This is a genomic window from Actinopolymorpha sp. B9G3 (genome assembly GCF_040120725.1).
Lineage (GTDB): Bacteria > Actinomycetota > Actinomycetes > Propionibacteriales > Actinopolymorphaceae > Thermasporomyces.
In genome coordinates this window covers 163,229-186,842 of the sequence record NZ_JBEEAB010000004.1, presented here as the reverse complement: position 1 = coordinate 186,842, position 23,614 = coordinate 163,229, and the positions used below count along the sequence as shown (strand labels likewise).

The 23,614-nt window shown below is 67.2% G+C and carries 20 protein-coding genes and 2 tRNA genes; 8 read left to right on the top strand and 14 right to left on the bottom strand.

The features are described from left to right. Nucleotides 1–139: 139 nt before the first annotated feature. The gene (locus ABNF93_RS09720) at nucleotides 140–988 is read left to right on the top strand and encodes a DUF1707 SHOCT-like domain-containing protein (RefSeq protein ID WP_349327543.1); all 849 of its coding nucleotides are present in this window, start codon (nucleotides 140–142) and stop codon (nucleotides 986–988) included. Beyond that, entirely contained in the window at nucleotides 985–1,812 is an 828-nt protein-coding gene (locus ABNF93_RS09715; protein ID WP_349327541.1) for a GNAT family N-acetyltransferase, read from the top strand. Before ABNF93_RS09720 ends, ABNF93_RS09715 begins: the two co-directional genes overlap by 4 nt. A gap of 12 nt (nucleotides 1,813–1,824) precedes the next feature. Here ABNF93_RS09715 and ABNF93_RS09710 read toward each other — a convergent pair whose 3' ends face one another. Continuing rightward, entirely contained in the window at nucleotides 1,825–2,235 is a 411-nt protein-coding gene (locus tag ABNF93_RS09710; RefSeq protein WP_349327540.1) for an acyl-CoA thioesterase, read from the bottom strand. Between the two features lie 131 nt (nucleotides 2,236–2,366). Next, nucleotides 2,367–2,915 (bottom strand): YceI family protein, encoded by a 549-nt coding sequence (locus ABNF93_RS09705; protein WP_349327539.1) that lies wholly within the window; start codon nucleotides 2,913–2,915, stop codon nucleotides 2,367–2,369. A gap of 107 nt (nucleotides 2,916–3,022) precedes the next feature. Here ABNF93_RS09705 and ABNF93_RS09700 point away from each other — a divergent pair, with 107 nt between their 5' ends. Next, nucleotides 3,023–3,541: a MarR family winged helix-turn-helix transcriptional regulator gene (locus ABNF93_RS09700; RefSeq protein ID WP_349327538.1), complete on the top strand. Its 519-nt coding sequence runs from the start codon at nucleotides 3,023–3,025 to the stop codon at nucleotides 3,539–3,541. Between the two features lie 6 nt (nucleotides 3,542–3,547). Here ABNF93_RS09700 and ettA read toward each other — a convergent pair whose 3' ends face one another. The 5 genes from ettA to ABNF93_RS09675 all read right to left on the bottom strand — a co-directional run bounded on the left by ettA (nucleotide 3,548) and on the right by ABNF93_RS09675 (nucleotide 11,276). After that, on the bottom strand, nucleotides 3,548–5,230 hold the full coding sequence (ettA, locus tag ABNF93_RS09695; protein WP_349327537.1) for an energy-dependent translational throttle protein EttA: 1,683 nt from the start codon (nucleotides 5,228–5,230) through the stop codon (nucleotides 3,548–3,550). Between the two features lie 205 nt (nucleotides 5,231–5,435). After that, a complete protein-coding gene (locus tag ABNF93_RS09690; protein ID WP_349327536.1) occupies nucleotides 5,436–6,107 on the bottom strand; it encodes a single-stranded DNA-binding protein in 672 nt (223 codons plus the stop codon). Between the two features lie 189 nt (nucleotides 6,108–6,296). Further along, nucleotides 6,297–7,589, bottom strand: a complete 1,293-nt coding sequence (gene larA / locus ABNF93_RS09685) for a nickel-dependent lactate racemase (protein WP_349327535.1) — start codon at nucleotides 7,587–7,589, stop codon at nucleotides 6,297–6,299. Between the two features lie 50 nt (nucleotides 7,590–7,639). Next, nucleotides 7,640–9,475, bottom strand: coding sequence for an ABC transporter ATP-binding protein (locus ABNF93_RS09680; RefSeq protein WP_349327534.1), 1,836 nt, complete (start codon nucleotides 9,473–9,475; stop codon nucleotides 7,640–7,642). After that, complete coding sequence (locus ABNF93_RS09675; RefSeq protein WP_349327533.1) at nucleotides 9,468–11,276, bottom strand: ABC transporter ATP-binding protein; 1,809 nt, start codon at nucleotides 11,274–11,276, stop codon at nucleotides 9,468–9,470. The genes ABNF93_RS09680 and ABNF93_RS09675 overlap by 8 nt, the downstream gene beginning before the upstream one ends. A 220-nt stretch (nucleotides 11,277–11,496) precedes the next feature. Here ABNF93_RS09675 and ABNF93_RS09670 point away from each other — a divergent pair. Continuing rightward, nucleotides 11,497–11,572, top strand: a tRNA-Arg gene (locus tag ABNF93_RS09670). Nucleotides 11,573–12,180: 608 nt separating this feature from the next. Here the strand turns inward: ABNF93_RS09670 and ABNF93_RS09665 are convergent. The 3 genes from ABNF93_RS09665 to ABNF93_RS09655 form a co-directional block, all read right to left on the bottom strand. Then, on the bottom strand, nucleotides 12,181–13,110 hold the full coding sequence (locus ABNF93_RS09665; protein WP_349327531.1) for an NAD-dependent epimerase/dehydratase family protein: 930 nt from the start codon (nucleotides 13,108–13,110) through the stop codon (nucleotides 12,181–12,183). A gap of 87 nt (nucleotides 13,111–13,197) precedes the next feature. Beyond that, complete coding sequence (gene sigJ / locus ABNF93_RS09660) at nucleotides 13,198–14,139, bottom strand: RNA polymerase sigma factor SigJ (protein WP_349327530.1); 942 nt, start codon at nucleotides 14,137–14,139, stop codon at nucleotides 13,198–13,200. A 465-nt stretch (nucleotides 14,140–14,604) separates the two neighbouring features. After that, nucleotides 14,605–14,916, bottom strand: coding sequence for an EamA family transporter (locus ABNF93_RS09655; protein WP_349327529.1), 312 nt, complete (start codon nucleotides 14,914–14,916; stop codon nucleotides 14,605–14,607). 34 nt (nucleotides 14,917–14,950) lie between these two features. On the opposite strand from ABNF93_RS09655, the gene ABNF93_RS09650 reads away from it, so the two are divergent. Next, nucleotides 14,951–15,016 (top strand) — tRNA-OTHER (locus ABNF93_RS09650). 268 nt (nucleotides 15,017–15,284) lie between these two features. Next, a complete protein-coding gene (locus ABNF93_RS09645; RefSeq protein WP_349327528.1) occupies nucleotides 15,285–16,190 on the top strand; it encodes an aminoglycoside phosphotransferase family protein in 906 nt (301 codons plus the stop codon). Between the two features lie 1,625 nt (nucleotides 16,191–17,815). Here the strand turns inward: ABNF93_RS09645 and ABNF93_RS09640 are convergent. Both ABNF93_RS09640 and ABNF93_RS09635 read right to left on the bottom strand, forming a co-directional pair. Further along, the gene (locus ABNF93_RS09640) at nucleotides 17,816–18,523 is read right to left on the bottom strand and encodes a sulfotransferase family protein (RefSeq protein ID WP_349327527.1); all 708 of its coding nucleotides are present in this window, start codon (nucleotides 18,521–18,523) and stop codon (nucleotides 17,816–17,818) included. An 87-nt stretch (nucleotides 18,524–18,610) separates the two neighbouring features. After that, nucleotides 18,611–19,012 (bottom strand): hypothetical protein, encoded by a 402-nt coding sequence (locus ABNF93_RS09635; protein ID WP_349327526.1) that lies wholly within the window; start codon nucleotides 19,010–19,012, stop codon nucleotides 18,611–18,613. Nucleotides 19,013–19,837: 825 nt separating this feature from the next. On the opposite strand from ABNF93_RS09635, the gene ABNF93_RS09630 reads away from it, so the two are divergent. Continuing rightward, on the top strand, nucleotides 19,838–20,251 hold the full coding sequence (locus tag ABNF93_RS09630; RefSeq protein ID WP_349327525.1) for a VOC family protein: 414 nt from the start codon (nucleotides 19,838–19,840) through the stop codon (nucleotides 20,249–20,251). 176 nt (nucleotides 20,252–20,427) lie between these two features. Here ABNF93_RS09630 and ABNF93_RS09625 read toward each other — a convergent pair whose 3' ends face one another. Beyond that, complete coding sequence (locus tag ABNF93_RS09625; protein ID WP_349327524.1) at nucleotides 20,428–20,721, bottom strand: nuclear transport factor 2 family protein; 294 nt, start codon at nucleotides 20,719–20,721, stop codon at nucleotides 20,428–20,430. Between the two features lie 348 nt (nucleotides 20,722–21,069). Between ABNF93_RS09625 and sigJ (ABNF93_RS09620) the strand changes: the two genes are divergently transcribed. Beyond that, nucleotides 21,070–21,996: an RNA polymerase sigma factor SigJ gene (gene sigJ, locus ABNF93_RS09620; protein ID WP_349327523.1), complete on the top strand. Its 927-nt coding sequence runs from the start codon at nucleotides 21,070–21,072 to the stop codon at nucleotides 21,994–21,996. A 40-nt stretch (nucleotides 21,997–22,036) separates the two neighbouring features. Here sigJ (ABNF93_RS09620) and ABNF93_RS09615 read toward each other — a convergent pair whose 3' ends face one another. Continuing rightward, nucleotides 22,037–23,587: an FAD-dependent monooxygenase gene (locus ABNF93_RS09615; RefSeq protein ID WP_349327521.1), complete on the bottom strand. Its 1,551-nt coding sequence runs from the start codon at nucleotides 23,585–23,587 to the stop codon at nucleotides 22,037–22,039. Nucleotides 23,588–23,614 lie beyond the last annotated feature (27 nt).

Sequence of the window (23,614 nt, the reverse complement as noted above, 5' to 3'; positions counted from 1 at the left end):
CCCCTCGCAAGGTGGAGCGCCGGAGCCGACCAGGACCGGCCCACTCGCCAGCAGCACGTCCCGAGGCGCCACCGTCGACCATGGAGCCCGGTCGGGCGGTAAGCGTTGCCGACTCGCCCCAGCGCTCTAAGCTGTCGCCGTGACACAGCTGCCTGAGCCAACCGACCCGAAGGGACGGGTCGAGCCGACTGCCTCGGCGGGGCACGTCGAGCCCACGGAGCCGAACGGCCCGCGTGATGTGCGCGCCTCGGACGCCGACCGGCACCAGGTGGCCGAGCGACTGCGTGACGCGGCGGGCGACGGCCGGCTCACCCTTGATGAGCTGGACCAACGTCTCGAGGGGGTCTACGCCGCTCGGACCTACGCCGAGCTGGACCGGTTCACCCATGATCTTCCTGCCGTCGACCCGGCGACCGGGTTGGCCGCACGCCCGGAACCAGCGGCGGCGCCTGCCTACCGCGGCACCCTGCCGGGGCAGGCGGTGTCGATCGCCTTCATGTCCGGGGTCAACCGCCGTGGATCCTGGGTGGTCCCCCACGCACACACCGCCGTCGCCTTCTGGGGCGGGGTCAACCTCGACCTGCGGAACGCCCGCTTCACCCAGCCCGAGGTGACCATCCGAGCGTTCGCGATCATGGGTGGCATCGAAGTGATCGTGCCGGAGGACGTCGACGTCATCGTCGACGGTGTCGGGATCATGGGCGGCTTCGACGACAGCAGCGACGTGGTCGAACCCGACTCCGGGGGCTCGGAGGACGATCGGCGCCCCGCACTCCCCCACACCGGCCACGGCAGCCACGTGGGCGCCGCCGGCCACGGCAGCCACAGCCACGCGGAGCCTGGTCAGGACGGCGCGGAGAACGCGGACAGGGGCCACGCCACCGGCGGAACCGTTGCGCCGCGAACCAGCCGGCCGGTTGTCCGCGTCACCGGACTGGCGTTCTGGGGTGGCGTCAACGTCAAGCGCAAGGCCCGCCCCAGCCGATGACCGCAGGGCGCGGCGTGCTCCTGCCCTCACTCGACCTGATCCGGCAGACGATCACCGTCGAGACCGCCTACACCCTTGCCAGGCTGCGGATCTTGGAACGCCTGCCTGGCAATCCGATCGGGGTCGCCTACCGCCACGTCGACGACGGGGTGGTGGCGATGATGGCCCGGCACATCCCTGGGTTCAATGCCGTGACCGGACTGCGCTCTGGACTCGAACGGCACGTCGCGCCGCTGGCCGAGTGGTATCGCTCCGCGGGCATCCAGACGCAGTTCGAGCTGGTCCCGGGCACCTACGACAAGGAGCTCGGCCGGGAGCTCAGCCGCCTCGGATACTTCCAAGCAGGCTTCCACACCTCGCTCATCCGCGAGCCTGAACCGCTGGGTGGCGACGCGGATGCGGCGGACGCTGCTGCCGCCGTCGAGCGGGTCACGACGGCCGAGCAGTTCGATGCCTTCCTCGACGCCTACACGGCCGGCTGGCAGATCCCGGAGAGAGCCGGGTTCAAGGCGAACGTACAGCCTTGGCTGGGCCTTCCCGGGTGGCAGCTCTACCTTGCGCGGGTGGATGGCCGGCCGGCGGCGGCAGGCATCCTCTTCCTGCACGACAAAGTGGGTTACTGTGCCGACGCGGCGACCGATCCGGCATTCCGGCGCCGCGGCTTGCAGACCGCGCTGCTCCGACGCCGGATCGCGGACGCGCACGCGGCCGGTGTCGAGTTCGTCTGCAGTGGCGCCGACTACCTCTCGACGAGTCATCGCGCGATGGAACGAGTTGGCATGCGCGTGCAGTTCGTCCGCGCACTGTGGCGCCAGCTCGGGTAACACGCTTGGCCGTCACTCGTCGCCGCGGTACCGCTCCAGCCACGAAAGCTCCTCCGGGCTCAGCCGGCGTGGCCGGTCGAGCTCGGCGTCGTAGGCCGCCAGCACACTTCGCGCCGAGGCGTAGCGCGTCGCCTCGTCGCTCACCTCATAGTCGATCGTGAACGACGAGGAGCGGATCGTGGTGACCCAGGTTTCGACGGTGATCGGCTCCGGCCGGTAGACCAGGGGACGCTTGTAGTCGATCTCATGGCGTACGACGACGAGTTCGCCCTCGAAGCTCTTCACGCCCGCCTGCCGGGCGCCGTCGAAGAACAACGCGACCCGTGCTTCCTCCAGCAGGCGCAAGAATTCGACGTTGTTGACATGACCGTACGAATCCATGTCTGACCAGCGCAGCGGGCACTGGAACACGAAGGGCGCCACCCCGCGATCCTCTCAGGCCTGGCGATGACCGCTCGTGGGGGGATCGCAGGGTCTCGGTGCGGACGCGCGACAGCTCCCTGGCGTCGCTTGACCTGCCCGATGTCCTACTCTGCAGGACGGCGCCCGTGGTCCTACTTCTGCAGGACGGCCTGGACGGACAACTGGACCGACACCTGGTCGCCGATGAGGAGCTTCTCGCCGCCGAGAGGCACGTTCGTGTCGACGCCGAACGCCTTGCGGTCAATGGTGGTGGTCGCATCGAACCCGGCACGCGTGTTGCCGTAGGCGTCCTCCTCGACGCCGAGGAACTCGGCGGTGAGATCCACCGACCTGGTGACCCCCTTGACGGTGAGGTCGCCGGTCAGGACAAAGCCGTCGCCGTCGGGCCGGATCCCCGTCGAGACAAAGGTCATCACGGGGTGGTTGTCGATGTCGAGAAAGTCTCCGGACCGCACATGATCATCCCGTTGCTTGGTGCCGGTGTCGATCGAGGCGAGCTGAATCGACACCGTCGCCTTGGACGCGGCCGGGTCCTCGGCGACCTCGATCGTCCCGTCGAACTCACGGAAGGATCCACGCACCTTCGTCATCAGGTGACGGACCGTGAAGCCGACCTCGGAGTGTGCCGGATCGATGGCCCAGGTCCCGGCGACGAGCGCGTACGTCGTGGCAATTGTCATGGTTGCGAGGTCTCCTTCAGGCGATCCCTATTGAATCTTCAACTACATTGGGTCCGACCCTAGCTGACGTTCGTTGAATCGTCAACCATGGCGCTACGCTGGTGGGCATGACGACGCCTCGGTGGCTCACGGCCTCACAGCAGCGGATCTGGCGTACCTACCTGTTGGGGGCGGCCCACCTCATGGAGCGACTTGACCGGGACCTGGCTGGGCTCGGCCTGTCGCTGCCCGAGTACGAGATCCTGGTCCGCCTGTCAGAGGCGCCGGACCGGACGCTGCGGATGGCGGAACTGGCCGAGTCGGTCCACCACTCCCGTAGCCGGCTCACCCACACCGTCTCCCGGATGGAGACTGCCGGTCTCGTCGAGCGCCACTCGTGCCCGTCGGACCGGCGCGGCGTGCTCGCCAAACTGACCGACACGGGTTACGACAGGCTCGTCGAGGCCGCCCCGATCCATGTGGCCGGCGTGCGTGACGGGTTCGTCGATCTCGTGAGCGACGCCGACTTCGAGGCGATCGGTCGCGCCTTCGAGTCGGTCATCAGCCGCGGCGGTCAGTCCACCTCATCGCACAACACCCCGACGCGCGGTGCCGAGTCGCGCGGTGCCGAGTCGCGCGGGACCTAGGCCAACTCAGTCGCGGGTGAGGCGGCGGTAGGTCACCCGGTGCGGCCGCGCCGCCTCGGGTCCGAGTCGCTCGATCTTGTTGGCTTCGTAGTCGGCGAAGTTTCCTTCGAACCAGAACCACTTCGCCGGGTTCTCGTCGGCGCCCTCCCAGGCCAGGATGTGGGTCGCCACCCGGTCGAGGAACCACCGATCGTGTGACGTGACGACGGCACAGCCAGGAAACTCCAGCAGAGCATTTTCCAGCGACTGGAGGGTTTCGACATCGAGGTCGTTGGTGGGCTCGTCGAGGAGCAACAGGTTGCCGCCCTGCTTCAACGTCAGCGCGAGGTTGAGTCGGTTGCGCTCCCCGCCTGAGAGGATTCCCGCGCGCTTCTGCTGGTCGGGACCCTTGAACCCGAACGACGCGACGTACGCCCGGCTCGGCATCTCGAAGCTTGCGACCCTGATCCAGTCCAGACCGTCTGAGACGGCTTCCCAGACGGTCTTCTCCGCGGGGATACGTCCTCGGCTCTGGTCGACGTAGGACAGGCTGACCGTGTCCCCCACCCGCAACTCTCCGGCGTCAGGCTTCTCTTCGCCCACGATCATCTTGAACAGGGTGGTCTTGCCCACCCCGTTCGGGCCGATCACGCCGATGATGCCCGCTCTCGGCAGCGAGAAGGACAGATCCTCGATGAGGACCCGGTCGCCGAAGCCCTTCGTCAGTCCGGTCGCGTCGAGCACCAGGTTGCCCAGACGGGGGCCTGGAGGGATCTGGATCTCCTCGAAGTCGATCTTCTTGGCTCGCTCCGCCTCGGTCGCGAGCTCTTCGTAACGCTGCAGCCGGGCCTTGTTCTTGGCCTGGCGCGCCTTCGGGTTGGACCGGACCCATTCGAGCTCCTGCTCGAGGATCCGCTTGCGCTTGGCGTCCTTGCGACCCTCGACAGTGAGCCGCTCCTGCTTGGTCTGCAGATAGGTCGAGTAGTTGCCTTCGTAGGGGAAGGTCTTGCCGCGGTCGAGCTCGAGGATCCAACCCGCCACGTTGTCGAGGAAGTACCGGTCGTGCGTGACGGCGAGGACCGTGCCGGGATACGCGGCAAGGTGCTGCTCGAGCCACTGGACGCTCTCGGCGTCGAGGTGGTTGGTCGGCTCATCGAGCAGCAACAGGTCGGGTTGGGACAGCAGCAGCTTGCAGAGCGCGACCCGCCGCCGCTCACCACCGGAGAGCGGGGTGACGTCAGCGTCCCCCGGCGGGCATCGGAGAGCATCCATCGCCATCTCGAGGCGCGAGTCGAGGTCCCAGGCGTCCCGGTGGTCGAGCTGGGTCTGCAACTCCCCCATCTCGGCGAGGAGCGCGTCGTAGTCGGCGTCCGGATCGGCGAGTTCGGCAGAGATCTCGTTGAACCGGTCGAGCATCGCCTTCGTGTCGGCCACGCCTTCCTGGACGTTCTCCAGGACGTTCTTGTCCTCGGTCAGCGGCGGCTCCTGCTGGAGCATTCCGACAGTCGCGTCGGCCGCCAACATCACGTCACCGTTGGAGGGCTGCTCCATGCCGGCCATGATCTTGAGCAGGGTCGACTTGCCCGTGCCGTTCGGGCCGACGACGCCGATCTTCGCTCCGGGGAGGAACGAGAGGGTGACGTTGTCGAGGACGACCTTGTCACCGAGCGACTTGCGGACGCCGCGCATCGTGTAGATGAACTCGGGCACGTGGCATTCACCTTGGAGAGATCGGGGGGAGAACCAGACAGATACCTATCCTGCAACATCGCGTCGAGACCGGCGCTGCCGGGCGGCGTCCCGTGCCCGCCACCGGCGGGGGGCTGGCAGGGCACACCGTCAGGCGGGCGGGCTGCCGCCCGGCAGCTGTCGAGATGAGACGGTCACAAACCGCCTATCTCGGACGGGCCGCCACTCAGGCGGCCCGCTGGTCGGCGCCTGCCGAGGACGCGGCGGCGGCCCGAGAGGCTCGACCGCCGCTGCGCGGTTGCGTGGGCAGCGCAGCCGCCTCGGCGCTGGGGGCGCCGACGTCTTGGTTTGTGGTTGCTTCCGAACCCGGGCTGGACTGAGGCGTCGCCTGCCCAGTCGCCGAGCGCGGTGCCGTGGTCGAACCTGGACCGGGTGCCGTGGTCGACGCGTCGGTTTCGTCGTTCAGCGGCACCGAGTCAAGGCTCCGCGCGAGCTGTTCGGCGACCTTGGCGTCCGACGGCGTGTCCACGTGCTCGCGCCGGGTGCGCCGGAACGCCGAGGTTCCCCGGGACAGGTCGTGACCGACGACCTGGGCCTCGATCTCGACAGACGTTCCGCTGCGACCGTCGTCGCGCTCCCACGGCTCCACCCGCAGGCGGCCGGTGGCCACGACCGGTTCTCCCTTGCGCAGGCTCGCCGCCACGTTTTCGGCGAGAGCGCGCCAGCACACGACAGTCACGTATGTCGTGCGACCGTCGACCCAGCCCCCCTGACTCCGGTCGAATCGCCGCGAAGTCGACGCAAGCCGGAACGACGCGAGCGGAGTGCCTCGATCGGAACGCAGGAACCGGATCTCGGTCGCGACGTTGCCGGCAATGCTGATCATCGTCTCGTTCATGTCTGACCCTTCTCGTGAACTGTGCTCACCACGATGGCGGAGCACGATCACCTGCGGGCCGCGGTGGCGTTCGGGTGTGGAAAAGACCACCGATCTGGGTCCTGTGGACAAAACCTGGCAGCGACGGAACGCACCACCCAGCCAGCCAGCCAGCCAGCCAGCCAGCCAGGAAACCTGTCAGCCAACCAGTCAGTCAACGAGGTACGGAATGGTCTGCGGTCCCTCCGGAAGGACACAGACCCGCGCCGCTTCACCCGCGGCGTCCAACGCCTCCTCGACCGTCTTCTCGACGTCGGCCGTGTGGTCCAGGTGGGCGGCGCGTAGATCGTCAGCCGAGAGGTACGACGTGTGCACGACGACCCGGGCCTTCGCCTGGACCGCTGCCTGGACCTGCACCTGCCACTGGTCAGGGACGGTGTGGTCACGTGCGGCGATGCGTTCGAGCAGGGCCTCGGGCGACGGTGCCGACGTGAGCACCTCGCGGTAGGAACCGTGGTCCGGGAATCCGTCCCGGCACTCGGCCGCGCACACGATCACACCTCCCGGCTTCACGACCTTCGCCGCGGCCGACATGCCCTTGACCGCCTGGTAGAGGTTCTGGTCCAGCGGGAAGCCGGAATTCGTGGTCAGCACCACGTCGAACGCCGCGTCGACCGGCGCCATGGCGTTGTCCTTCGCCGCCGCGCAGGCGGCCCTGTGCATGGCGAACAGCTCGCCTGCGTACGCACCGACGATCTCCTGGTCTCGGTTGAGGATCACGTCGAACGCGAAGTCGACACCCGTGGCGGCGGCGATCGCGCGTACGTCGTCGTGGACCGGGTTGCCCTCGGTGATCCCCCACGTCGCACGCGGGTCGCCGATCCGGGCGGCGTCGTGCAGCGTCAGCACCGTCTGCAGGCCGGCGAGCCCGGGCGCCACGAGCTTGGGCCCGCCCGAGAAGCCCGCGAAGAAGTGCGGCTCCACGAAACCGGTGGTGAGGCGTACGTCGGCGTCGACCCACGCGCGGTTGAGCCACACCGGCACGTCGTTGCCGTGACGTCCGCACCAGACGAGCTCCGCGTCGTTGCGCGCGTCATGGTTGACGATCCGGACACGGTTGACCACCGCGTCGCCGAACATCGCCCGCAGCTCCGCGTCGGTGTTCGACCGGTGGGTGCCGGTGGCGACCAGGATGGTGACGTCCTCCGGTCGTACGACGTCTGCCAGCTCGGCAAGCACCGCCGGGATCATGAGGTGCCGGGGTTGCGGCCGCGTGCTGTCACAGGCGGAGATGGCGACCGTCTGTCCCCTGCGTACGACCTCGCGAAGCGGCGGCCCGGCCACCGGGTGGCGGAGCGCGTCGGCGAGGGTGGCGGCCGGATCCGCGACCCCCGGCCGGTAACGCGGCTGTACCAGCGCCGTGCGGTCGGCAGGCAGACGTACGTCCAAACCGCGCTCGCCATAGGCCAGCCGCACCGTGATCGAGGCACCCGCTCCCGCCATCTCGCTCCCCTTCTCGCCCGAAGGTCGTCGACCCCGACGGTACGCCACCCTCAGCGATAGGCGCGGGCCTGCATCTCGAAGAGCTCGGCGTAGCGGCCGCCTCCGGCGAGGAGCTCCGCGTGGCTGCCCGCCTCCGCCACCTGCCCGTCGACCAGCACCACGATCAGGTCGGCCATCCGTACGGTGGAGAACCGGTGCGACACCAGCACCGTGATCCCGCCCGTCTCACGCGCAGCGATCCGCGACGCCTCCGCGAAGCGTTCGAACAACGTGTGCTCGGCCTCGGGGTCCAGCGCCGCCGTCGGCTCGTCGAGCAGCAGGAGCAGGCACCGGTCGCGCATGAACGCCCGCGCCAGCGCCAGCCGCTGCCACTGCCCGCCGGACAGATCGACACCGCCTGTGAACTTCCGGCCCAGCTGGGTGTCGAGTCCGCTCGGAAGCCCTTCGATGACGGGTTCGGCGTCGCCCCGGAGCAGGGCCGCCTTGATGGCGGCGTCGTCGGTCATCCGGCCGGTGTCGCCGAGGCCCACGACCTCACGTGCCGGCAGCTCGAACTTGACGAAGTCCTGGAACCCGGCTGACATCCGCTTCCGCCATGCGTCGGGGTCGATGTCGCGCAGGTCGGTGCCGTCGACGAGTACCGCGCCGGTGGTGGGGTCGTAGAGCCGGGCCAGCAGCTTGACGAGGGTCGTCTTGCCGGCGCCGTTCTCGCCGACCAGCGCCACGGTCGATCCCGCCGGCAAGGTGAGGTTGACATCGCGGAGGACGGGCTGGTCCGAACCCGGATAGCTGAACCCGACGTCGCGCAAGGTGATGCCCTCGCGCAGCTTCGTCGGTCCGGGATCGCTGCTGCCCGACCAGGAGTTGTCGGCGGCGTAGCGACGCAACCAGTCGTACCGGGCGAAGCTGCGGACGATCTCGCCCATCCAGTAGACGTTGCCGGCGATACCACCGGCCAGTTGGTCCACCTGGGGAGCAACCAGGATGATCAGGACGACGTCACCTGCCGAGAGCCGGCCGGCCTGCGCCATCCACAGCGTCCAGAGGATCGCCGCGCAGTAGACGAGTCCGAAGCAGATCCGGACGGTCCCGTCGAGCACCGCCCCCTTGCGTAGGGCGGTCTCCTGGATGTCGAGGCGTTCGTCCATCAGTTCGGTGAGCCGCCTGGTCAGCACCGGCCGCAGGCCGAAGACCCGCACCTCGAGACCGCTGCGAGGGTCCTTGGAGATCTCGATCAGCCGGTTCATCACCCGGTCGTGCGGCGTCGTCCGCTCCATGGCGTCCTGCGATCGCTGGAAGCCGCGGAAGGCCGACCAGACTCGGCTCAGGCCAAGGATCGGCAGCAGCAGGAGCACCGGATGGACCGACCCGAGCAGACCGAGCACGGCGACCGTGTTGGCCGCCGTGCCGACCACGAACAGGAGGAGTTCGAAGCTGACGCCCAGCCGCCATGCCTGGTCCCTGATCAGCTCGATCTTGTCGGCGACGTCGGGGCGTTCGTGATGGACGATGCCCGGCACGGAGACGGTGACGTCGAGGACGTCACGGTAGATCTGCCCGGAGACACGTTCGGCGGTCGTGTCCTGCACGGGTCCGCTGATCACCATGCCCACGAACATCACGCCGAAGCCGGCCAGGATCACGGCCATGCCCCACACGACGGTGGCGGAATCATGGCCGGTGAGTCCGTCGACCAGGAGTTTCACGCCGTAGGTCTGGGCGGGAGCCGTGACCGCCTGCACGGCGGCCAGCAGACACTGGGCGACGACCAGCAGCGGCGCCGCCCGGAACGCCGTCGCGACCCACAACCGCAGCGCGCGGAGGGTCTCCGGCATCCGCAGGGACTCGGGGGCGCGCGCTGAGTCCGTCCGGACCCCCTCAGGCACGGGACACACCGTCCTCGGTCAGATAGCGCTCGGCCTGGAGGCCGAACATCTGGGCGTAGCGGCCCCCTTCGGCCAGCAACTCCTTGTGCGTACCGGCCTCGACGATCGCACCGCGGTCAAGGACGCAGATCCGGTGCGCGTCACGGACCACGGAGAACCGGTGGGAGATGATCAGCGACGTGACGCCTGACGTGAGGTCGAGGTAGCGATCGACGAGTTCGGCCTCGGCGCGTACGTCGAGCGCGGCGGCCGGCTCGTCGAGCACCAGCACACCCGCTCCGGCGTCGACGGCGAAGAGCGCCCGGGCGAGCGCGACCCGCTGCCATTCCCCGCCCGACAGGTCGACACCGCCGTCGTAGGTCTTGTCCAGCACGGTGTCCCACCCTGCCGGTAACGCGGCGATGGTCTCGGCGATCCCCGCTTCCGTCGCCACCTTCGTCACCGCGGCGCCGTCGCCGGCGTGTTCGTCCGCGCCGAAGACGACGTTGTCGGTTGCCGAGAGCGGGAAGCGGAGGAAGTCCTGCACGATGGCGGCGATCCGGCGCTGCCAGGCAACGAGGTCGAGCTCACGCAGGTCGACCCCGTCGACGGTGATGCGTCCGGTGGTCGGCGCGTAGACGCCGGCGAGAAGCTTGACCAGGGTCGACTTGCCGGCGCCGTTGACCCCGACCAGGGCGAGCGCTTCGCCGGCACGGATGGTGAGGTCAAGTCCGGCCAGGACATCGACCTCCGACCCCGGATAGCGGAAGGTCACGCCTTCGAATCGGATCTCCTCCCGCGGCATCGCGGCCACCGGATGCCGGCTCCCCTCACCGGTCTCGGGATGGCGTTCGGCGATCAGTCCCGGCAGGTCACACATCGCGCGGTAGGCCGTCAGCGCACGCCTGACCTGAACGGCCGCGAATCCGTTGTACGACGCCCCCACGGCGAGGATCGCCGGCACCGCCGTAGCCACCTGGGTGAGTGGCAACTGGCCGGCGAGCGCGGCCCGGCCGACGAGCACGATCGCGAACGCATGGGCACCGAGGTGCAGCACACCCACGGCCGCCGCCACAAGGGTGCCTCGGCGCCGGGCCTGCCAGATCGGCCGCATCGCGTCGAGCCACTGCGCGACGTACCGCTCCACCAGCCACGGACCAAGACCGAACACCCGAAGCTCCTTGGGCGCGTCCCGCATCCCCAGGTCGAAGAGGTACCCGGCCCGCCGCGCACCCTCGGTCAGCCCCCACCAGGAGTCGACCTCGCCCTCGAGCACCCGCCGACGGTGCCATTCCATGAACAGAGTCACGGCCGTGAGGCCGGCAGCTACCGGCCAGGAGAACATCCGGCCCACCAGGACCGCCGAACCCAGCAGCGTGAGCCGGCTGCTGAGGAAACCCGGCAGGATGCGGAGTCCGAAGCTGACCTGGTAGCCATCCTTGCCCTTGGCCCGCTGCTGGGCGTCCTGAACCTCGGGATCCTCCAGATGCCTGATCCGCCACGGAGCCAGCAGCGGATCAGTCACGCGTACGCCGATGTCCCGGCTGATCCGATTGGACATGCTCCACTCGGCGGCCTGGCGGATCGCTGGCAGGGTTGTCTCCACGACGAACACGGTCAGCAGGGCGGCGAGCAACCAGCCGAACGCCACCATCGACATGGCCCTGGAGCCGCCAGTAACGATGCCCGGAACCGCGCCGACGACCTGCCCGACGAGGTAGGTGAGGAGGACTCCGGTGCTGGCTGCGGCAACGGCGAGGGTGAGCGCAAGAACGGTGCTGCCACGAGCGACCCGGTAGGCGTACCAGATCAAGGCGAACACAGCGACGACCGTAACGGCGGCCACCGACAGGGACAACGCAATTACGCTTCGCGCGTCACCTGCGGCCCCTTGCGGGAACGGCCGACTCCACGCCCGCAGACTCTCTCCGTCGCGTGGCTCCGACTGATCATCGACGGGTCGTCCGGCGAGTCGCAGCGACTCACCGGCCGGTCCAGCGAGAGATCCGTTCCGCTCCTCGGTAGAGTTTCTAGCCGCGCCTGCGCCCGTAGCTCAGTGGATAGAGCACCGGACTTCTAATCCGATGGTCGGAGGTTCGAATCCTCCCGGGCGCACCAACTGACCTGCGAAAACGTCGCCTCTTGCCTCCGACAAGCCGGTCGACCGCGCCGCGAAGCTAGATGTGTGTCCCGGTGCGCGCCCCTTCGGTCATGCCAGTAAAGCCGCAGTTGGGTGAAAAGACTTGCGGCTCAAGGATCTCGGCCCGGAGAGCCTGCCGTAGACCCGGTGGCCTGAACGTGTGTCTCCGGTCCTGCGATGCCGAGACGATCCTTGCCTCGCTGATTCCCTGGACCGCTGGCACGTGGCTGGGGGTCGATCGACCGGCGGGCCAGGGCTAGCATCGCCACGTAGGCCGCTCCCCCGCGACGTGGCGGCCGCGCGAACCTGCGAACAGCCGAGCGCCACGGGCATGCACGGCGCGAAACCGAAGACCGTGCGGCCCCGACCGTCCATCGGCCAGGCCACGGTGCGTACCTCTGTGTCCACGTCGAATGCCGGTTGCTGCGATCGCAGCCGTTGCTGGGGGCGTTCAGCTTTATCCGTCGGTTCGCGGTGAACCGCCCGGCCAGGTGTCCAGCGCCAGGACCAGGGACTTCCTACACGGCATCCGCGGTCGCAGCGAAGTCGGCTTCGCGCCAGACGGGGATACCGATCTCCGCGGTGGTCACCCCAGGAGGCCTTGTCGCCAGGTGGGATGTGCGGGATGCCAACCCAGTTCGCGCTTGGCCTTGGCGTTGGATGCGCCGCGCAGCTCCGTCATGAGCACGACGCCGGCGGGTCCGGCGGCCATCCGTCCGATGAACCTGGGTACGCGCGTCGGCTTCTTGACGCCCAGCATCGCCGCCAGTTCCGGCAGCCATTCGGCGACCGGGGCGGGCTCGTCGTCGACGATGTTGTAGACACCGCGGCCGCCCTTCTCCACCGCTATGACCGTGGCCTCGGCGGCATCGGCGATGTGGATGAACGACCACACCCCGCCGCCGTCGCCGACGACCGGGAACTTGCGTTTGCGGATCATCTCGAGCTGCTGGGAGCCCGGCGCCATGGAGGTGCCGGGTCCGTAGAACCCGCCGTAGCGCAGCACGATCCCTTCGGTCCAGGCGGCGCCCAGCACCGCCTTCTCCAAGTGCTTGATCGCGGCGATCATCGGGGCCATCGGGGCGATCGGTGAGTTCTCCAGGGGGTCTTGTTCGTTCTTGATCGGCCCGCCGGTCCGCGCGTAGGTGAACGCGCCGTTGCTCTGGGCGACGAAACGTCGTACTCCTGTGGCGCGTGCGGCCGCGAGCAGGTTGTCGTTGCCCTCGACCCGCAGCCGGTCGGTGGCGGCGAAGCTCTGTTCGAATTTGCGGAGATCGACGTGCCCGATGGCGGTCAGCTGGTTGACGATCACCTCTGGGGCCGCTTGGCGCACGGCCTTCTCGACCTGGGCGCGATTCAGCGCATCGGCGATGACCGGTACCGCGCCCAGCTGTGATGCCTTGGCCTTGTTGGAATCACTGCGGATCATGGCGAACACCTCGTGTCCCGCATCGACCAGACGCGGCACCAGTTCCTTCCCCATCGCTCCGGTCGCTCCTGCCACCAGCACTCTCATCGTTAGCTCCTGTTCGGTTCAGGTCCGGATGTGTCGCTTGAACCGGATGGCCCACCGATTCCTGACAGGAGCCAAAGGTGATACCCGTCACATCATGAGCAGGGGTTCCCCATGGTTGGCCGCCGCCCATTGCTCGGTCGCGCGTTCGAGCTTGTCAGGGTTTGCCTGCATACGGCAGGCAGTGATGCCCTCGGCGGTGACCTCCAGGCACATGATCGCGACGACCCGGCCTGCCACGACGGCCACAACGGCGGGTTCGCCATTGGCGGCCCAGGCGTATATCTCGGACGAGCCGCCGACCATGGCGCGCTTGGCCTCGGCGGGCTTGAACAAGCCCCACACGAACTTCGCGACCGCGACGGCTCCCTCGAACGCCTTGGTGCGTGCCGGAGCCTTCCCTCCGCCGTCGCCGATGGAGATGGCGTCCTTGGTGAGCAGGCGTACGAGCTCATCGGTCTGGCCACTGGTGGCGGCCGCGAGGAACTCCTCGACGATCCGCTGGGCGGCGGCCTGGTCGATCTCGCCGCGGGCTTTGCCGTACGCGACATGCTTCTTGGCACGGTGAAAGATCTGCTGGCTGGCGGCCTCGGTGATGTCGAGGATCTCGGCGATCTCCCGGTGCGGGTAGTCGAAGGCCTCCCGCAGCACGTACACGGCCCGCTCGTTGGGGGACAGGCGCTCCATGAGGGTCAGGACCGCATACGAGACCGATTCGCGCTGCTCAGCGGTGTCGGCCGGGCCGAGCATCGGGTCCCCGGCGAGCAGCGGCTCGGGGAGCCATCGACCCACGTAGGTCTCGCGCCGTGCCCGCGCGGAGGTGAGCTGGTTGAGGCACAGGTTGGTGAGGACCTTCGTCAGCCAGGCCTCGGGGACCTCGACGCGGTCGACGTCGGCGGCGTGCCATCGCAGGAACGTGTCCTGCACGACGTCCTGTGCCTCGTCCGCGGAACCGAGCATACGGTAGGCGATGGCCTCCAGGCGCGGCCTCGATCGCTCGAACCGGTCAACGTCGTCCGCTGTCAAAGGCACGACCGGATCGTACCTAGGATCCGGCATTGGCGATGTGCAGCGCCTGTTTCTCAACCCGCTTGTGCAGTAGCCATCCCGAAGGCACGCGACCCCGAGAGCGAGCCACGGGCGCGCGGTAAGTGTCTTGCTTCAGCACCGACCGCACGCACCGCTCTTTGACCTTCGGACCAATCCTCTTCGGCATGGTTCGCATCCTCCCAACTCACAAGGATGCGGCATCAAGCCTGGGGCGCTTCATTCGGCAGCGGCCCAGCGGCGATCGGCTGAAGAACGACGCGAAGGACGCGGTCCATCTGGCACGGCGGGTCAGGCTCCGGACCTCGTTCATCGAGGTCCGCTCGACGTCGACGTCACCACGACGTGCACGAGATTGCGGGACCCTTGCGAGGAAGGGGGCCACGTGCCCCTCGAGACACTGCCCCTGCTCGACCAGCCGACGACCGTCGAGTGCTGCACGCCGCCGGGTCACCTGGCCCTCGGTCCCGTCGGCGCCGTCACCACGCCGAGAGCACCCCAACCGACGGATCCGGCCTGTTGCCAGGGCGCGAAGATCAGCACCGTGCCGCCGAACCCGAGTACCAGGCCGGCCAGCCGGACCGGGCGGATGCCGCGCTCGGTGCCGATGGCGAGGCCGAGCAGCAGCGACCAGAGCGGCGTGGTCGCGTTCAGCACCCCGGCCACTCCCGAGTCGATCGTCTGCTGGCCGATGCTGAACATCGTGAACGGCAAGGCGTTGCAGAAGAACGCCGCCACGACCGCCGACGAAGTCCTCGCCAACGCTAAGAACACTTTGGCGTCATCCGACTGACCACTAGCTCATCGGGTAGAGCAACGGGCTTTAACCCGTGTGTGCGGAGTTCGAGCCTCCGGCGTGCCACCGCGATGACGTGCAGGTTTGAGGTTTCAACGAGCATCTGATCGTGCCCATGCGTCACGGATGCGTCAAGTAACTCGCGATTTCGCGCGTTCACGAGCGCACGAGCCTTGCAGGACAACGACTTTTGGGGCTGCGGCGACCGGCCGAGCGAAACGCGGCGTGACGCCCATCATGTCGCCTGGACAGTGGCAGACACTCCTTCCCCTAAGATCGCCTACGGGGAAGCCGTCTGTTCAAGTACGAGTTAGGCACACCAAGGGGCTGATGCATGACGACTGCGCTTCGAATTCCGGATCGGTTGGCGCACATCGTCGTCCCGGCGTTCGGCGATGTCGGACGCAACTGGCTGGCGCGACTACCGAGTCTGGTCGCTGACGCGGCGTGTGCCTGGCAGCTGCATGTGGGCGCCCCGTTCGAGCCGGGCGGCAACGTCGGGTGGGTTGCTCCCGTACGTCGAGCGGACGGCAGCGACGCGGTGTTGAAGGTGGAGTGTCCGGGTCATCGCAACCCCTGGGCGGCGAAGGGCCTGCAACACTGGGCTGGTCGCGGAGCGGCGCGACTTTTCGACTCCGACGAGGCGAGCCAGGTCTTGCTGCTCGAGCGGTGCGTGCCCGGCACGAACGGTGATGACCTCGACGTCGCGACCGGGAACAAGGCCGTTGCGTCGGTACTCGCCGAGCTGCACGCAGTCGAGCCTCCTGCAGACGACGAGTTCGAGCCACTCGCGAGGTTGGTGGAGCGCTCCCGCGAGACGATGTGGGACTGGTTCGATCGGTTTGAGCCGCCGGTGGATCGAGGCGTCGTCGCGCAGGCGGACGAGCTGTTCACGTCCCTGACCTCGTCTTCTACGGACACGGTGCTGCTCCACGGCGATCTCGGGCCGAGCAACGTGGTGCTCTCGGAGCGTGGATGGCTGGCGATCGATCCGTATCCGGTGCTCGGTGATCGCGCGTTTGACGTGGGGCACTCTCTGTCGCGGTGTGACCTGCGTGACGCGCGGGAGCAGGTCGCCTTGTTTGCCGATCGTCTGGATCTTGATGCGCGACGCATCGCGGGCTGGACCTTCGCGTGCTGTGTGGAGCTCGCGCTGGAGTGCAGGTCGGTCGGAAACGCGAGGGGATTCCGCGAATGCCTCGAGCGTACGGAACAGCTCTCATCGCAGCGCCTGGTGTAGCAAAGCTCAGGGATCTAGAAAGGGTGGCGTCTCGCTCGGGCAGATGGCGACCCGCCTAGTGACAGCCCAGCTGGACCCCGAGCGCACAGCCGCTGTCGACGTAGACGGTGTGCCAACTCTCACCGGCCTCGACTTGCCGTCCAGGAGCGTGCCCAAAACCGCACTCTCCGCATCAAGATCCGCCGACTCAAAAACGATCGCCCGATACTTGAACATCGCCCAGGCCACAAGGTCACACTCCTCAGATCCGCCGTTGTGTTTGCCTAGCACTCACGCAGCCGAGCCGCCGAGGCCGATCCTGGCGCCGGTCCATGGATGGACGATAGACGGGTTCGCGGTCATTCGGCCGGCCGGAGCACGGGATGGTCCATCCGGGCATAGGCGTTTCCGCATGCCGGGCGGAAGCAAGGACGAACCTGCTATGAGGCCGTGTTCATCAATCAGGGAGCGGTAAAGTCAAGGCTCCATTTCACCGAATGGGCAAGGTAGGCACCGCGGGAGTACTTCCTATGAACAGGGACGAGAGTTGCGGCTCCGACAGCTCAGGCCAAGCGTTGGAGGTGAGGCCGGGAGCGAAGCTGGAGCGCACATACTCTGACAAGGACTATGTTGAGGAAGCCAGGAGCTTGATCAGGCAGGCAAAGAGCCTCGGTTTCATGCTCGCGGAGATACGCTGGGCACCCGATCGGACGCACATCCAAGTCGGGATCGAACCACACGTCGACCCAGACAGGGTTCGACGGCTTGAACACCGCATTCCCTACACCATCGGTAGAGGGCACCCCGGCGTACCACTTGGCTGCTCCACGATCTAGCAGACCGGACATCGGTGTCCCTGGTGGGCATCGGCACCTGCGACGAACCACGACTGGTCCGACTGGATGCCCGCTGCAAGATCCACCATGCCGCGCGGGAGCCCCGTGGAGTAAACGCACCGGACCCTGGGGTTGCGCCGAGGAGAGATGCTTGTGCGCTCGACGCACATTCCCGGAGGCTCCAGCCGGCCCACCGGGGCGTCCCATGCTGTACGGCTCGCCTGACCCCAGTGTGACCCCCCACGATCCCAACCTTCTACTTACGTTGAGCGCGCCATCTGGGCAGCACGCAAGCGCGATCCGGCACCGCGAAAGTTGCTCGCCCGGTCCTTCTCATCCGTTGGTCGGAGGCTCGAATCCTCCCGGGCGCCACGCTGACAACCTTCGCCCATCGGCGGAGTGACCTGGCGAGGTCCGACTCGACATGGCAACCCGGCTGCACCTGAGCACTGCCACCACACCCTCGCCGACCGGCAACTGACAGTCATCGCTGCTAAATCACGTGGGGTATCACACGGGCGCTGGCACACCGAGCGCCACCATCGTGAACAACCAGTGGACCTTCGGTCATCGCCCAGCCCTGAGCCGCTGTCGACTGGCCCGTACCCGTACAGCCGGTCGGGTCAGTCGAGCGGACTCTCGTCGATCGACGTCATGCGATTGGCCGGCCTGCTCGAGTCGACGGACTGACTGCACCATGGTTTGTTTGCGCACACCCGCGCGGACGGCGAGGTCACGGCTCGGGATTCCCTCTGTCGGGACGAACGGGAACACCTTGGCGTCCCCGGACCCGATGTCAGCGAAGCCCGCTTACCTGCCGAAGAACGGCGATACCATCTCGCCGCCGGACATCAGACGTTCGAAGTTTTCCTGCATGGCCTGGGTGTCGTTCAGTCGCGGGAAGGGTTCGCCCGCTGGCGGCTCGACACCGAGGAACTCACACAGCGGGCCCCAGCCGTCACGAACGTCGAAAACCAGCAGACGTTCGGCTGGCAGGGATTCCTTCACCGTCGACACGTGCCGGTTGAACGCCTCGATGGCGGTTTGTTCGTCAACCTCGTCGACGCCGAAACGCCAGTCGCTGCCGAACAGCGAGCGACCCATCATGTCGAGCACGGGAAGCATCCCCCGCATGGAGCCGACGATTGCGGCGGCCTGCTCGGGCAGCTTGGTGAGGTCCAACCTTTCCAGGTCACCGTTGCGGGTGGTCAGCATGCGGAAGCTGATGAACCAACGCTCGGGATCGCGCACAGTGAGGAGCACCTTCGCCTCGGGATAGGCCTCGGCTTGCTCACGCCAGAAGTGGCTCGCCGGCCAGTCCAGCGTGGCCCGATATCCAGCCAGAACCCGATCCCAGTCGAGGGTCTTCCCCTCGACTGCCGGCAACCACCGGTCCACATGACGGTGCGTGAACACCTCGTACATGTGGTAGCAGGGGTCGAACCCGAGCTTCTCGAGCGCGGCCTTCGTCGACGTGGTGCCGGTACGCGGTAGCCCGGCCCCAATCACCTTTACCATGCAGTTTCCTTCCCTAAGCAACAGATGGTTGGCAGTACTCGAGGTGAGGCACGGTTGCCGCACCTCGCGCTCAGCCCGTTTCCTGCGTCATGCCGCGGCGGCCACATAAGCTCGGCCAGCCAAGGCCCGGCCGAGCTGAAAGACGCTTCCGCCGAACATCAGGACGCCCAATGGGACGTGTAGGGTCGTCACGTGCGCTAAGCCCAGCGCTATCTGCGCCAGCGTGGCCCCAAAGAACCCGACCGCATACAGCACCGTGGGTCTGGGCGGGACGCCGGCTATCCGCCACGCCAAGACGGCGGCGACCAGGTGCAACAACGCCATGGTCAACACTCCATACGCCGAAACAGTGTGCAGTACGCCTCCGCCGGGCGAGGACAACAGCAGGCCGGCGGTGATCGATGCGACGAAGACGGCCAAGGTTTGCAGGGTGATCGCGACGCGCAGGAACATAAAGTTGCCCTGCCTGACCGTCGTGGGCGTGGACATGGTGGGCATCCCTTCTCCATCTCGAGGCGTACGACCTGGTGTCTCGGTAGTCCGACGAAACAACCCACCGGAATGTGAGGCGACACGCTCACGTCACAATCGAGTGCGCTGTTTCGTCGAACTGGTGAGGCTGTTGCGACCGAGGGAGTTGTCGCCACGATGAGCACCCAGTCCGGGCCAGGACATGACCGGCTCGTTCCGGGCCTGAGCGCGATCATGAGCGAGCGGCGTCGACCAATCTCGCCTACAGACTCCTCGGCTCGTTGGCCGACGCCGAAGACGTCGTACAGGAGGATCTGGACCGACTTCGCTGAATGGCGTTCTTTGAGCAGTACGACGACTCAAGCCCTCTGAATGTGAGGCGGTCGCCGAAGGTGCCGTCGAAATCGCGACCGAATCCGAGCCAGGCGGCCGTGCACGGAATGGCGCCGTGGCTGCGCTGACGTACGGTTCATGACAGGCATCCTCGTACACCGCGGTGGCGATCTCCCCGGGTGCTTCGCCCGCGATCGACAGTCAGTTCTGGCGAGCTGAGTCACTCGCCCCCATCGATGGCGCCCCACGCAGCTGAGGAGAGCTTCCGGACCTCACCGGCAGCCTTAGGGTCCCGGTGGTGTCGATCCCGACCAACACTCGATCAACGGCCCGCGCACCGGTGTCGGATACCACCAACATCCGGTGTCCGATTACACCTCCATAGCCAATGCCGTGGTGCGTGGCGAAGCAGGTGACCAAACCGATCAGGAATGAAGAAGCGCCGGTCACTGAGCCGTACGTAGCGTGGTTGTCATGTGCATCACCGGATATCACCAAAGGGGACAACGCATGAAAGCGCATGTGAGCTCGATCCTTCTCGGCGTCCAGGACATGGACCGGTCCAAGCGGTTCTACACGGAGGGTCTCGGCTGGGAGATTGAGCAGGACTACGGCGTCTCGGTGTTCTTCGGGTCGGACGGCCGGGCGCTCGTCGGCTTCTACGGCCGAGAGGGCCTGGCCGCAGAGGTGGGCGCGAACCCGGAGGGCAGCGGATTCAGCGGGCTGGTTCTCACCTACGTAGTCCGCAGCGAGGCGCGGGTCGACGAGATCATCGCCGAGGCCGAGAAGGCCGGCGCCACGATCCTCAAGCCCGCCTCCACCAAGCAGTGGGGCGGGTACGGCGGTTCGTTTGCGGACCCGGACGGCTACATTTGGGACATCGGATACAGCGCCCAGGGAGAGAACCAGCCTTACGCGGAGTAGCTGCCGAGAGAGCTTGTGGCGAGTGCGGGTGGAGGTTGTCCCGGACTTCGTCGAACCTGAGGTGGCGTCGCGGTAGTCGTGGTGTGGGTCTCCAGTGTGGGCTTGTGATCATGGACGGGCGGGCAGAGATCCTCCTGCCCGCCATGATGGCGGGCAGGAGCCCGAGGGGGTGGCGGCTAGGAGGCTGCTTGTGTCGAGGTCTCGTTCGCCTCGGCCGGCTTCGTCAGGTCGACCTCGACACGGGGTGAGCCGGTGAGCGGAGTCGTGTCGAAGTAGCGGACTTCGAAGACGCGTTCGGTGAACTTCCATCCGTCAGGTGTGCGGCGGTAGCGGTCGTGGAACAGGCCGTGGTTGAACATCGATCGGCCTTCGTTGAGGCGCCCGAGTTCACTGACGTAGGCCCGACCGGACGCTGTATCGCCGTCGACCTGGATCGTGCCGGATGGGTGGTTTGGATGAAAAATTCCCATACGCCGTCGAGCCGGTGGGTTCCAGCGCGGATCTGCTCCGCTCCGGACATCTCGATATTCGCAACCGGGATGCGGTACACGGCATCGTGGGTGAACAGCGACGCGACTCGGTCGTTGTCGCGCATCATCGCGGCATCGGTGAACTCGGCTTGCAGGGCGAAGATCTCGAAGCGGTCGGCGAGTGCCTGGTAGTCGCTCATCTGGTTCCTCCTTTGGGGAGTGGCGTTGCCAGCTACGACGACCCGCCGCCGCGGATTGTCAGGCGTCCCGGCCCGCCTGACATTTCGGCCCGTCATCTTGTCGATGAGGTAAGAGCTGAGACGACGAGGGAAGGTGGCTGCGGCACCCATGGAGAACCGAAGCGAGGGGAGCGGCCTGCCCGATCCGGCGATCATGAGCGAGCGTCGGAAGCTGACCAACCTTGCGTATCGGCTTCTTGGCTCGCTGTCGGATGCCGAGGATGCGGTCCAGGAGGCGTACACCCGCTGGTACTCCATGTCCGAGGAGCAGCAGGCATCCATCGAAACGCCGGGTGCGTGGTTGTCCAAGGTCACCAGCCGCATCTGCCTCGACATGCTCGGCTCGGCTCGAGCCCGTCGGGAGCGTTACGTCGGCCAGTGGATCCCGGAACCGGTGCCGGCGCGGGCCGAATGGGTTGGTCTTGCACGCGATGGCGGGACGACCGTCGATCCGGCGGATCGGGTCACCTTGGACGAGTCGATCAGCATGGCGTTTCTTGTCGTACTGGAATCGATGACTCCGGCCGAACGCGTCGCGTTCATCCTGCGCGATGTCTTCCATTTCCCGTTCTCCGACATTGCCGAAATCACCGGACGGACGCCGGGGGCGTGCCGGCAGCTGGCCTTCAGCGCCCGTCGGCGCGTCGACGCTGCGCAGCCTTCTGCGACCCCCACCGTCGAGCAGGCGAGGATCGTGCGAGACTTCAAGCAGGCGTGGGAAGCCATGGACATCCAGGCTTTGATCGGCTTGTTGGACCCGGACGCCGTCGCGGTCGGCGACGGCGGTGGTATCGCCCGTGCGGCCCTCGAACCGCTCACTGGTAGCGGACAGATCGCGCGCACCTATGCGGAGTTCGTCCGGCTGGCAACCGACGCAACAATCCTGGAGCGTACGGTCAACGGCCAGCCTGGATTGGTCGCACAGCAAGACGGCCGCACGGTCACCGTGTTCGCCTTCGATATCGTCGCCGGAAAGATCAGACACATCTGGGCCGTTCGCAATCCGGAGAAGCTCCGTTCCTGGACTGAAGGCTGAACTGAGGGCTGATGCCGGAGCTTCCTGGTGGGATTTCCCCTCAACCCTTCGGGTCGGCAGCGAATCGGGTGAGGGCGTCCCGGGCCGCCGCCGGGTTCGGACCGAGATCGGCGATGTGCCCGTCCGGTCGGACGAGGACGAATCCCCCACGACGCATCCCGTAGGCGGCGCGAGCCGTGCCGTCGGGATCGGAGCCGTCGTCGACGCGGACGATGACAAGGTCGGTGTCGGGCATGTTGGTGTGCGATTGGAGGTTCGAGTCGGACTGGGCGCCGGCGGGGTCGAAGATGATCAGAGTCAGGTGGTCGGGTCCGATATGGTCGTGGATCGTTCCCGCGCCCACCGGCGTATCGGGTGCGCGGTCACCGGTAACCGGCGCAGCGGTGGCCGGTCGTGGCAGCCGGCGACGGGAGTAACTCACGTCGAGCTGGGAGTTCTGCCGACTGCTGCGCCGGGCGCCACCCTGGCTCCTGCTGGTCGCACTGAGCAGGAGGTCCCGCCCGGCCCGGGCGAGCGGGTTGCGTAGCGCGAAGATGCGGCGCCGGATTTCGACGTCGCGAATTGTCGCCTCAGCCGCAGGCCGTCGTTCGGTCTGATAGTCGTCCAGCAGCTCGGTTGGGGCTCCGCGGTCGACGCGGGCCAACCGCCAGGCGAGGTTGAACGCGTCCTGGATGCCGAGGTTCATCCCCTGGCCGCCGAACGGTGGGAACACGTGCGCGGCGTCGCCGGCAAGGAAGACCCGACCCTTCCGGTACTGGTAGGCAAGGCAGACCCGGGTACGAAATATCGACGTCCAGTCGGCCCGAGAGATGCTGATCTGCGTCGGTCCCCTTGATTGCAGAATCCGTTCCAGGATGTCGGGAGTCGGTTCGGGCACGCTGCCGTGGCGCGCCCGGTCGGTGACGTCGACGAAGATGCGCCACAGATGGTCCGGGCCGGGCAGACGCATGAGCATCAGAGGGCCCTCGGGGCCGAGCCACATTGCGCTGTCCTGGATCGGTGGCGCCGGATCAAGGACCGTATCGCCGAGGTAGTACGTCTCGCCGGTGGCTACCCCTGTGAACGGGATTCCGAGTTGTTCCCGAACCCTGCTCCGGGATCCGTCCGCACCGACCAGCCACCGCGCCCCCAGCCGCCGGCCATCGGTCAGCCGAGCGGTGACCGATCGGTCATCCTGGGTCAGCTCGTCCAGCTCGCAGCCCGCGTCAACCGGGATCTCGAGCTGGTCGAGACGCTGACGCAGAATCGCCTCCAACCCCTGCTGTGGCAGCACGTAGGTGTACGGATAGGCGCTCTCCGGGGGCACCCACGGCATCCGGACCAGCTCGTCGTCGCCGCGCATGATCGATGCTCCGGTCAACGTGTAGGCAACCCGGGCGATGCGGTCGGCGAGACCGAGGCCGGCGAGCAGTTCCATCGAGCGGGCTTGGAGACCCAGCGCGCGCGAACTCTCGTTCGGCTCGGTGCGACGTTCCACGACCCGGCAGGACACCCCGTTCGCGGTGAGAACCAGTGCGGCGACCATTCCTGTCGGTCCGGCGCCGACGACGAGGACGTCGGGCTGGTCGGTTTCCGGTCGATCGCTACCCATCGCGTCCACCTCCGCAGGATCTGTTCA